Annotated in this window: 2 protein-coding genes and 1 rRNA gene (1 of these 3 only partly in view); all 3 read left to right on the plus strand. The window is 40.1% G+C overall.

What is annotated here, in order from left to right; genetic code table 11:
* Window positions 1-129: 129 nt before the first annotated feature.
* Entirely contained in the window at window positions 130-10,467 is a 10,338-nt protein-coding gene (locus B1A77_RS03095; protein ID WP_077707891.1) for an ESPR-type extended signal peptide-containing protein, read from the plus strand.
* A gap of 91 nt (window positions 10,468-10,558) precedes the next feature.
* Window positions 10,559-11,308 carry a hypothetical protein gene (locus tag B1A77_RS03100; RefSeq protein ID WP_077707892.1) on the plus strand — a complete coding sequence of 250 codons (750 nt, stop codon included), beginning with the start codon at window positions 10,559-10,561 and terminating at the stop codon, window positions 11,306-11,308.
* A 545-nt stretch (window positions 11,309-11,853) separates the two neighbouring features.
* Window positions 11,854-12,879, plus strand: a 16S ribosomal RNA gene (locus B1A77_RS03105) (it continues 538 nt past the right edge of the window).

The raw sequence follows: 12,879 nt of genomic DNA on the forward strand, positions 1-12,879 counted from the left end.
ATTCATAAACTAATCTGATATTTTATATGTATAGTAATTAAATTTTTGATGAAAATTTTATTATTTTTAGTGTTTTAGTGTTGGTTTTAGAATCCCTTATAAAACTGTGTGAAAGGTAGGTACTACTAAATGAATCGTATTTATAGGGTAATTTGGAGTCAGGTACGAGGCGCATATGTCGTTGTATCTGAAATCGCAAAAAGCCATACTCGTGGCTCCAAAAGCTTTGTTAGTAATTCCGCTAAAGCTTCGGTAAAAGTTGGCTTGGCGGCTATGGTTTTAACCTGCGGTAGTGGGTTGATTTCGGGTGTTGATGCAGCGCCTAACAGAGGCCTTTCTTTGGCTCCTGGTGAAGGACATAATGATGGCGGGTTTACGTATTTATATCCTGGTCAAAATTCTCCTTATATTCAGATGTATGATTACAAAACACCAGGGAATCCAGGAGGAGGATATTTATATACCAATAATAAGGTATTCGGCATCCAAATCGGTAACAATGCGAATGCACGTGCTAATGATGGCTCCGTATCCGGTATTTCTATCGGTGACTATTCCCAATCTCGTGCGTTGGGTATCGGTTTAGGCCATTATGCTCAATCTGAACAAATCGGTGCTATTGCTGTCGGTTCGGCTTCAAAGGCAAAGGGTTTTAACTCCTTGGCTATGATGCGTCAAGCCTATGCAGGCGAACAATATGCGGCGGCTATTGGTACAGCAGCATCTGCACAAGGTAAAGCCAGCTTGGCTATGGGTCATTCCGCATTAGCAACAGGTGATCAATCTATTGCTATCGGTTCTGCAAATCCAACTCCTAAATATGATGATAAAGGCACACCGTATACAGCATATGACGGGACTACTAATACCCAAGCTAATGCAGCTCGTTCTATTGCTATCGGTCAAGGTGCTAAATCAAATACTGAAGATAGTGTTGCTATGGGTACAGGTGCTAATGTAGCAGCAGGCTCAAATTCTGCAGGTGACGCTTATGCAAGAGGCGTAGCCATCGGTAACCGTGCTACATCTAAAGGCATTCAAGGCGTAGCCATCGGTAACGGTGCAGCACATTATCGTGATAATGCGGTTGCTCTTGGTAACAACGCGCAAACTCGTGCGAAAGATGGCATCGCTATTGGTAACAATGCTGAATCCGGTATTCAAAATGACCCTCAATATAAAGTAAATAACTCCGTTGCTGTAGGTAACTCCGCGCGTGCTCATGGCGGTTCCGGCGTGGCATTGGGTAATGATACTTATGCATTGGGCGGTTCCTCTGTGGCTGCAGGTAATGCGGCATGGGCATTAGGTGAACGTTCTACAGCTATCGGTAACAATGCTCATTCTGAAGGTTACGGCTCTATTGCTATGGGTCGTGAAGCTAGTGCTTTGAGCACTCAAGATGGGGACAAGAAAAATGTTGTGGCTATCGGTGATGATGCACAAGCAACCGGTTCCCGTTCCATCGCATTGGGCGTAAGCGCTCAAGCTGGTACATTAGAACGTGTACGCGATCGTAGTGTTTACAAAGATAATCCTGAATTAATCACAAAACTTAAAGCTCAAAAAGAAGTAACTGATGCGGTAGCAATTGGTAGCGAAGCAAGTGTACAAGCGAACGAAGGCTTAGCTCTCGGCAGCAAGGCAACAGTAAATAACGTTCGTGGCGTTGCGTTAGGTGCTAATTCTGTAACAGCTGCTCCTGTAAGCACTGCTAGTGAAACAATTAACGGTTTGCAATACAACTATGCAGGTGGTACTGCTGATTCCACAGTTAGCGTAGGTAATACTTCTACAAAACGTACAATTACTAACGTAGCAGCTGGTCGTGTAAATGCACAATCTACAGATGCTATTAATGGTAGCCAATTATATGGCGTTGCTAATGCAGTAGGTAATGTAGCTAAAAGCACTAAGAATATCTTAGGCGGCAATGCTCAGGTTGACCAAAATGGTTCTATCACCATGACTAATATTGGTGATACAGGTAAAAATACCATTCATGAAGCTATTAAATCCGCAAACTCTGGCTGGGAACTTCAAGTTAATGGCCAAAAGGTTAAAGATGTAAAAGCTCCAAACCGTACAGTGAACTTTAACGCTGGTAAAAATATTAAATTAGAAGGCTCCGGAGACAATGTTACGGTTGCAACAGTTGATAATGCAAACTTCAACTCCGTTACAACTGGTAACGTATCTATGAGCAAAAACGGTATCAATGCTGGTGGGTATCAAATTACTAATGTACAATCTGGTGGCGATACATTAACAAATGCGGCTAATATCGGTGATATCTCTCGTATTGCTGCAAAATACGATAAATACTTACAACGCGGTTCTGCAACGTATGAAGCAAACGGTAACGGCAAAATTAACATGACCGGTACAAATGGTTTGACTGCTGAAGTAACAGGTTTGAAAAATACTTATGTTACATCCGGTACAGTATCCAATGACGGTAAGAGATTGACATTGACACGTAATGATAATCAAACATTTGATGTTGATATCTCTAAAATCTCTAACGGCCTTTCCAAAACTGACTACCGCTTGATTGCAAACCCTGCAGCAGGCAGCAACGGCGAATATAAAGTAGCTGCTGATGGCAGCATGACATTGACTGTTGCGGATGCTGATGGTTCCAACCCTAAACAAGTTAAGTTGACGAACCTTGCTTCTAAAGAGCAACAAGATATTAATACTACTAATATCACAAATAACACTAACAAAATCGCTAAAGGCTTGAGCTTCCAAGGCGATAACAATGTTAAAATCAATAAACAACTTGGCGATACTTTAGGTATTACTGGTGGCGCTACAGGTGCTTTATCTGACAACAACATCGGTGTTGTAGCTAAAGACGGCAACCTTAATGTTAAGTTGGCAAAAGACCTAACAGGTTTGAACAGCGTAACTGCAGGTTCTGTTCGTGTAGGTAAACATAGCGACAATAAAAACTATGTAACTGGTTTGGACAATAAAGAATGGAATGTTCAAAACCCTACAATCACATCTGGTCGTGCAGCAACTGAAGATCAGTTGAAAAAAGTGTCTGATGAAATCAAGACTACTAATGCAGCTAAAACAGATTACCGTTTGATCAATAATACAAATTCTGCAGATGGTTCTTACTCTGTAGAAAACAACAAAGTTGATTTAAAAGTTAAAGATGAAGCTCATCCTAATAGCCCTGCTAATACGGTAACAATCAACAATATCGCATCCAAAACTGAATTGGATAAATTGACAGAACGCGCTGTTAAATATGATCTTAACGGTACTACTGTTAATAAAAACAAGGTTACTTTGGAAGGCCAAGGCGGTACAACAATTACTAACTTGAAAGCCGGCGAAGTATCCTCTACTTCTACAGATGCTGTAAATGGCAGCCAATTGCATGATGTAAAAATCGAAGCAGGTAAACATTCAAAAGTAACTGTTTCTGATGATAACCTCAAATTGACAACTACTCCTGCTACAAGTACTGAAGGTGCTAAGTATGATCTTCGTTTGAACAACAAAGTGACATTGGGTAGCGGTAACAATCAAGTAGTTCTTGATGGTACAGCAGGTAGAGTAACTGCTAGTGGCGTTGTAATGGGCGCTCAAACTGTTCAAAATACGAAACATGCAAGTGAAACTGGTAATTATGTAACTAACTTGAGCAATAAGAACTGGGATTCCACATCTATCGTATCCGGTCGTGCTGCGACTGAAGATCAGTTGAAAAAAGTTAGCGAACAAATTACTCAACAAGGTAGCAGTGCAACTGACTATCGTCTTGTAAGAAACTCCAGCGCTGACGGTTCCTACAAGGTAAACGACAATGGTGAAGTATCCTTGACTGTAGAGGATAAAAACCATGCAGGCGTTAAAGAACAAGTTACAATCAATAACATTGCATCCAAATCTTCCGTAGATAAATTGACAGATCGTGCTGTTAAATATGACATCAATAACGGTGTTGTTGATAAAACTAAGGTAACATTGGAAGGCGCTAATGGCACTACAATTACAAATGTAAAAGATGGTGCTGTAACAGCTACATCCACAGATGCTATCAACGGCAGCCAATTGTTCAAAACTAAAGAAGAATTGATCAATAAAGGTATGAAATTCGGTGCTGACTCCGGTAACGTAATTAACAAAAAACTTGGTGAACAAGTAAACGTTAAAGGTGGCATCACAGACGCATCCAAATTGACTACAGAAGACAATATCGGTGTTGTATCTGATGGTTCTAACGACTTGAAAGTTCGTTTGGCAAAAGACCTTAAAGGTTTGAATAGCGTAACTGTAGGCGATACAAAAGTTACTTCTAACGGTGTAACTATCAGCAACGGTGCTACAAACAATGCATCCGTATCCCTTACTAAATCCGGTTTAGATAATGGTGGTAACAAGATTACTAACGTTGCTCGTGGTACAATCGACAGCGATGCAGTAAACTTGGCACAATTGAAAGAAGTATCCAACAGTGCATCTGCAGCTAATACGAAAGTAGCTGAAGGCAAAAACATTAAAGTTGATGAAAGTATCGACAATGTAACTAAAGCTAAAACATATACTGTAGGCTTGAAAGATGAAGTAACATTAGGCACAGGTAATACAGCTATCAATATTAACGGTACAACAGGTATCGTAAAAGCTGGCGACGGTGCTAATGCTGTAACTATCAATGGCACAAATGGTATTATCAACTCCGGTAAAGTAACTATCAATGGTACTACAGGTACTGTTAACGAATTAACTAACAGAACTTGGAACCCTAAAGCTATTACTAATGGTCAAGCTGCAACAGAAGATCAATTGAAAGTAGTAAACAATAAAATTGATACTACAAAAACTGAAATCGTAGAAAAAGGCTTGAACTTCCAAGGCGATGCAGGTACTGCAATTCATAAAGACCTTGGTCAAACATTGAAAATCTCTGGCGGTCAAGCTGACGCATCTAAACTTTCAGAAAATAATATCGGCGTAGTTAATAACAACGGCGTATTGAATGTTAAACTTGCTAAAGATTTGACAGGCTTGAACAGCGTAACAACTGGTGCTACAACTATTAACAACAATGGTTTGACAATCGGTGGTAACACATTTGTTACAAGCAATGGCTTCAATGCTAACGATACTCAAATCACAAACGTGAAAGCTGGTACAGAGGATAACCATGCAGTTAACCTTAAACAGTTGAAAGAAGTATCCAACAACGCAGCGGCAGCTAAAACTGTTGTAAAAGCAGGCAAAAACATCAATGTAACTGATTCTGAAGATCCACTTACTAAAGCTAAGACTTATACAGTTGGTTTACAAGACACAGTAACATTGGGTTCCGGCAATACAGCTGTTAACATCGACGGTACAAAAGGTATTGTGAAAGCCGGCGAAGGCAACAATGCTGTAACTATCAACGGTACAAACAGCACAATTAATGCTGGTAATGTAGCGATTGACGGTGTAACAGGCAATATCAATTCCGGTAAAGTTCTTGTTAACGGTGCTAAAGGTACTGTAAACAACTTAACAAATATCACTTGGGATGCTGACCATATCACAAGCGGTCAAGCTGCAACAGAAGATCAATTGAAAGTTGTTGATAAGAAAATTACTGACAATGGTAGCAACTTGACTAAGAAGGGCTTGAACTTCAAAGGCGATGACGCTACAAGCATTCATAAAGATCTTGGCGAAACATTAGACGTTGTAGGTGGTACTTCCGATAAAGCTAAATTGTCCGACAATAATATCGGTGTAGTATCTGAAAACGGTAAGTTGAATGTTAAACTTGCTAAAGAGTTGACTGGCTTAACAAGTGTAACAACTGGTGCTACAACAATTAATAACGAAGGTTTAACAATTGGTGGTAAGAAATTCGTTACAGCTAACGGTTTTGATGCTAACAATACACAAATCAAAAACGTAAAAGCTGGTACTGACGGCAATGATGCAGTTAACTTGAATCAATTGAATGAAGTTAAAAATGCATCCAACACTACAGTAGAAGGTAGCGAAAACATCAATGTTAACTCCACAGTAGACCCTAATACACAAGCTAAAACTTACAAAGTAGCATTGAAAGACAATGTAACTTTAGGTTCCGGTAATAATGCAATCAACATCAACGGTACTACAGGTATCATAAAAGCTGGTGACGGTGCAAATGCTGTAACTATCAATGGTACAAACGGCACTATTAACTCCGGTAAAGTGACTGTCAACGGTGCTGCTGGTACTGTAAACAACTTGACAAACATTACTTGGGATGGCAAAAACTTCACAAGCGGTCAAGCTGCAACAGAAGACCAATTGAAAATTGTTGATAAGAAAATCACTGACAACAGCACTGACTTGACTAAGAAAGGCTTGAACTTCCAAGCTGATTCTGGTGAATTAATTCATAAAGATCTTGGTCAAACATTGGATGTTGTAGGTGGCATTACTGAAAAATCTAAATTGTCCGACAACAACATCGGTGTAGTATCCGAAAATGGTAAGTTGAATGTTAAACTTGCAAAAGACTTAACAGGCTTGAACAGCGTAACAACTGGTCAAACAACTATCAACAACGATGGCTTGACAATCAACAACAAACAATTCGTTACAGCAAATGGCTTCAATGCTAACAATACACAAATCAAAAATGTAACTGCTGGTGTAGAAGACAACGATGCTGTAAATGTTAAACAATTGAACGATGTAAAAGCTGCATCTAATACAAAAGTAGAAGGTAGCAAAAACATCAATGTTGATGAAACTGTAGATAATGTAACAAAAGCTAAAACATACACAGTTGCATTGAAAGACACTGTAACATTAGGTTCTGGTAATAATGCAGTCAATATTGACGGTACAAAAGGTATCGTAAAAGCTGGTGACGGCACTAACGCAGTAACTATTAACGGCGTAAACAGCACAATCAATGCTGGCAAAGTAGCAATCGATGGCGTAACAGGTAATATCACTTCCGGTAAAGTTCTAGTTAATGGTGCAAACGGTACTGTAAACAACTTGACAAACAGAACTTGGGATCCTGCACATATCACAAGCGGTCAAGCTGCAACAGAAGACCAATTAAAATCTGTAGATCAAAAAGTTACAGACAACACTAATAAAGGCTTGAACTTCAAAGGTGATGATGCAACAAAAATTCATAAAAACCTTGGTGAAACATTGGATGTTGTAGGTGGCACTTCTGATAAAGCTAAATTGTCTGATGGCAATATCGGTGTTGTATCCGAAAACGGTAAGTTGAATGTTAAACTTGCAAAAGACTTAACAAACTTGAACAGCGTAACAACTGGTCAAACAACTATCAACAACGATGGCTTGACAATCAACAACAAACAATTCGTTACAGCAAATGGTTTCAACGCTAACAATACGCAAATCAAAAACGTAACTGCTGGTGTAGAAGATAATGATGCTGTTAACGTTAAACAATTGAACGATGTAAAAGCTGCATCTAATACAAAAGTAGAAGGTAGCAAAAACATCGACGTTGATGAAGCTGTAGATCCAACTACAAAAGCTAAAACTTACACAGTTGCATTGAAAGATACTGTAACATTAGGTTCCGGTAACACAGCAGTTAACATCGACGGTACAAAAGGTATCGTAAAAGCTGGCGATGGCACTAATGCAGTAACTATCAATGGCGTAAACAGCACAATTAATGCTGGTAAAGTAGCAATTGATGGCGTAACAGGTAACATCAATGCAGGTAAAGTTCTAGTTAACGGTGCGAACGGTACTGTAAACAACTTGACTAACATTACTTGGGATCCTGCACATATCACAAGCGGTCAAGCTGCAACAGAAGATCAATTGAAAGTTGTAGATAACAAAATTGATAAGAACACTGAAAACTTGACTAAGAAAGGCTTGAACTTCCAAGCTGATTCTGGCGAAGTAATCCATAAAGATCTTGGTCAAACATTGGATGTTGTAGGTGGCATTACTGATAAAGCTAAATTGTCTGACAACAATATTGGTGTGGTATCCGAAAACGGTAAGTTGAATGTTAAACTTGCAAAAGATTTAACAGGCTTGAATAGTGTAACAACTGGTCAAACAACAATCAACAACAATGGCTTGACAATTGGTGGTAATACATTTGTTACAAACAATGGTTTCAATGCAAACAATACACAAATCAAAAATGTTAAAGCTGGTACAGAAGATAGTGATGCTGTCAACCTTAAACAATTGAATGAAGTAAAAGCTGCGTCCGATACCAAGGTAAAAGGTAGCAAGAACATTCATGTTGAAGAAGAAATCAATGATCTTACAAAAGCTAAAACATACACTGTAAACTTGAAAGACACAGTGACATTGGGCTCCGGTAGTACATCAGTTCATTTCGATGGTACAACAGGTATCATTAGAGCTGGCGAAGGTGCTAATGCTGTAAATATCAATGGTACAAACGGTACTATCAACTCCGGCAAGGTAACTATCAACGGTGGTTCTGGTACTGTTAACGATTTGACTAACAGAACTTGGGATCCTAATAAGATCACTAATGGTCAAGCTGCAACAGAAGATCAATTGAAAGTTGTAGACAACAAAATTGATAAAAACACTGAAGACTTGACTAAGAAAGGCTTGAACTTCAAAGGCGACTCCGGTGAAGCTATCCATAAAGACCTCGGTCAAACATTGGAACTCAAAGGTGGCGAATCTGATGCTTCTAAACTTTCAAATGGTAACATTGGCGTAGTTAATGAAAACGGCAACTTGAACGTTAAACTCGCTAAGAACCTTAAAGGTCTTGATTCCGTAACTGTTGGTTCCGATCCAAACAAACAAGTTGTTCTTGATGATAAGGGCGTATCTGTAGGCGGTAAAACTTACATTTCTAACGAAGGCTTAAACGCAAATAATCAAAAGATTACTAACGTGGCAGCTGGTGTAAATGATACAGATGCAGTTAACGTTCAACAGTTGAAGAGCAGCATGGCGGCAGCAACTACAACAGTGAAAGCTGGCGATAGCGGCAATACAACTGTAACAGCTACAACAAATGCAGATAAGTCGAAAACATACACTGTAGATATCAAAAAAGACTTGAACTTACGCAGTGTGATTACCACTACTGACGATAAGAAATTCTCTACTGTAACAAACGGTGTAGGTGTTACAAGCACTGATACATTAGGTAATACAACTGCTCTTACTGCAGGTAATGTGAAAGTATCCGATAATCAAAATAATACAACTCAAACAACAGCTAAAGGTGTACTTGTAGATAATCCAACTAAGGCCACTGAATTGACTGCTGATGGTGTTGTAACTTCTGATAAAAAGACCAAGAGCACAAGAACAACTGCAGATGGCATGGTAGTAACATCCGGTATGGGTGGTACTAAAGTAACTACTACTGTTAGCAGCAACGGTGTTGAGATTATAACTCCTCCTAAGAGTGATGGTAATGGTAGCCCTAGAGATGGTGGAAACAAGGTTACATTAACTAAGGACGGCTTGAACAATGGTGGTAATAAAGTAGTTAACATGGCAAGCGGTTATGGCGAGAACGAAGATATTAACAATATCGCTGATAATAGCAGCAGCTTAACAAATGGTGCAAACATTGGCGACTTGAAAAAAGGTATCGACGGCCTTAAGAAAGCTGGCTTAGACTTTGCAGGTGATAAAGGTGAATTCCATCGTGACCTAGGTCAAAAAGTGACTGTTAAAGGTGGCGTTACTGATGAAAGCAAACTTTCCACTGCAAACAATATCGGTGTTATTTCCGATAACAACGGCAGCTTGAATGTTCGTTTGGCAAAAGATATTACTGGTATCAACTCCATTACAACTATGGATAACTCCGGTCATACAACTGTGACAAATGGTAACGGTATCACAATTAAGAATAATGGTGGTGGCAGCGTATCCTTAACAAGCTCTGGTTTGAACAACGGCGGTAATAAGATTACTAACGTGGCTCCAGGCGAAATTAGCTCCACTTCTACTGATGCTGTTAATGGTTCCCAACTTAATCGTGTTGCAAACAGCATGAATAATGTTGTAAACGAAGTTCGTCAAGTTGGTGCGATGTCCTCCGCGTTGTCCGCATTGAAACCTATGGCTTATGACCCTTACGAACCTACTCAAATCATGGCAGGTTACGGTAACTACCGTGGCGACTCCGCATTGGCATTAGGTGTGGCTCATTATAAAAATGAATCCATGATGTTACATGCTGGTGTAGCTTGGGCAGGCAGCAATAGCCATATGATGGCAAATGCTGGTGTAACTTGGAAAGTAGGTAACAGAGACGGCGAAGCAGAAACTGCAGATCGTTATCGTAAAGGACCTATCAGTTCTACATATGCAATGCAACGTGAACTTGCTGCAATGAAAGCTGAAAATCAAGGATTAAAAGGTGAAGTAGCTGATTTGAAAGCTGAAAATGAACAAATGAAAGCTAATATTGCTGCAATGATGGCAAGACTAGGTTTGTAATACGTTCATACTGAACATTACGGGTTGAGGATTCCCCTTTAGGGGATCCTCCCACCCGATTTAATTCGTTGATAGAAAAGAGGAATATATAATGAAAAAATCCACTTTGCTTGCTTTCACAGCGGCAGTATTATTTGGCAGTGGCGTATTCCATGTTAATGCGGCATCTGCTACATTTGATGATCCATTGCTTTTACCAAATCCAGCTAAAGTGCCTACAACAGGTTCTGTTGTATTGGTTCCTGTGGCTAGCCCTCAGGCGGTACAAAGTATCCATGAATTTGTGAAAGCATGGGAAAATGCGGAAAAACACATTGCTTTAGCTGAAAGCAAAAAGAATAATCATCAAGCGTTAACTAAAGAAGAAGCTAAATGGTTACATTCTAAAGATAAGCATAATTATGCTGATTATTTCCGTAAACATTCTTTAGGTTATGTACATGGCCAAGAAACTGCATTGAACTGGAATGGTGAAAACCGTAATAAAAACGAGTATAGCTATTACACATTCCCTAAATATGATAAGGACCAAGGTTACACAAATAGCTATGGTTACAATGTATTGCGCAGCATGGTTGATCGCATGAATGAATTGCTTCAAAAACAAAAGGCCGTTGGCGGTCCTTTGACTGATGAAGAAGCACAAGCATTGGAAGATGCTATGCTTGATATCATGGCTCAAGATCAAGAACATGTATCTAATGAAGAATTGCGTTATTACATGAACGAAGCAGTTTGGTTTGCTACAAAACAAACTGTAAAAAATATGTCTGCAGAAGAACCTTCTGTTGGAGACATGCACGAAATTAACCTTCGTGAAGCGATTCAGACAGATAACTAATCATCTAATACATATATAATCACATTATATGTATAGCTTTTGTTATAAGGAATGTGCAGTTGCAATAACCTTATATATAAAAGTTTTTAATATACAGTGTTGAGACACAAATAAGGGATTCTATAAACACACTGTTATATAGGCAAGAAGCCGCAACAGAATGCAATAGATGTATTCTTGTTGCGGCTTCTTTTTATTTTAAATTCTCCCTATATGATATGTTTGAAAAAGTGATATAACTTAAGTTTTGAATCTGTAAAATTAGTTCGTAAAACTGTACAAAAATAATGGTAAAAGCTTTCTGAAATTTGTAGTAAAATTTGTTCAAATTTTGTTGACATCAGTATATGGAAATGTTATTATATTCAAGTACCCCATATGAAGGGGCACAGATCTTTGAAAACTGAACAATGATAGGTAATCAATCGAAATGATTGAACATATGCCAGAGTGCGGGTTTTGACACAGTCAAAACCAACCATAATTCAAAGCTACTTAATGGTAGCGACAACAAAACAAATGAGCTATTCAAATAGCTTCAAGATATCTTGGAGAGTTTGATCCTGGCTCAGGACGAACGCTGGCGGCGTGCTTAACACATGCAAGTCGAACGAAGAGCGATGGAAGCTTGCTTCTATCAATCTTAGTGGCGAACGGGTGAGTAACGCGTAATCAACCTGCCCTTCAGAGGGGGACAACAGTTGGAAACGACTGCTAATACCGCATACGATCTAACCTTGGCATCGAGGATGGATGAAAGGTGGCCTCTATTTATAAGCTATCACTGAAGGAGGGGATTGCGTCTGATTAGCTAGTTGGAGGGGTAACGGCCCACCAAGGCGATGATCAGTAGCCGGTCTGAGAGGATGAACGGCCACATTGGGACTGAGACACGGCCCAGACTCCTACGGGAGGCAGCAGTGGGGAATCTTCCGCAATGGACGAAAGTCTGACGGAGCAACGCCGCGTGAGTGATGACGGCCTTCGGGTTGTAAAGCTCTGTTAATCGGGACGAAAGGCCTTCTTGCGAATAGTGAGAAGGATTGACGGTACCGGAATAGAAAGCCACGGCTAACTACGTGCCAGCAGCCGCGGTAATACGTAGGTGGCAAGCGTTGTCCGGAATTATTGGGCGTAAAGCGCGCGCAGGCGGATCAGTCAGTCTGTCTTAAAAGTTCGGGGCTTAACCCCGTGATGGGATGGAAACTGCTGATCTAGAGTATCGGAGAGGAAAGTGGAATTCCTAGTGTAGCGGTGAAATGCGTAGATATTAGGAAGAACACCAGTGGCGAAGGCGACTTTCTGGACGAAAACTGACGCTGAGGCGCGAAAGCCAGGGGAGCGAACGGGATTAGATACCCCGGTAGTCCTGGCCGTAAACGATGGGTACTAGGTGTAGGAGGTATCGACCCCTTCTGTGCCGGAGTTAACGCAATAAGTACCCCGCCTGGGGAGTACGACCGCAAGGTTGAAACTCAAAGGAATTGACGGGGGCCCGCACAAGCGGTGGAGTATGTGGTTTAATTCGACGCAACGCGAAGAACCTTACCAGGTCTTGACATTGATGGACA

The organism is Veillonella parvula, assembly GCF_002005185.1.
GTDB classification, from domain to species: Bacteria; Bacillota; Negativicutes; order Veillonellales; family Veillonellaceae; genus Veillonella; species Veillonella parvula_M.

Coding starts and splice junctions, on each gene's coding strand:
- B1A77_RS03095 (WP_077707891.1), top strand. CDS start 130: ATGAATCGTATTTATAGGGTAATTTGGAGTCAGGTACGAGGCGCATAT.
- B1A77_RS03100 (WP_077707892.1), top strand. CDS start 10,559: ATGAAAAAATCCACTTTGCTTGCTTTCACAGCGGCAGTATTATTTGGC.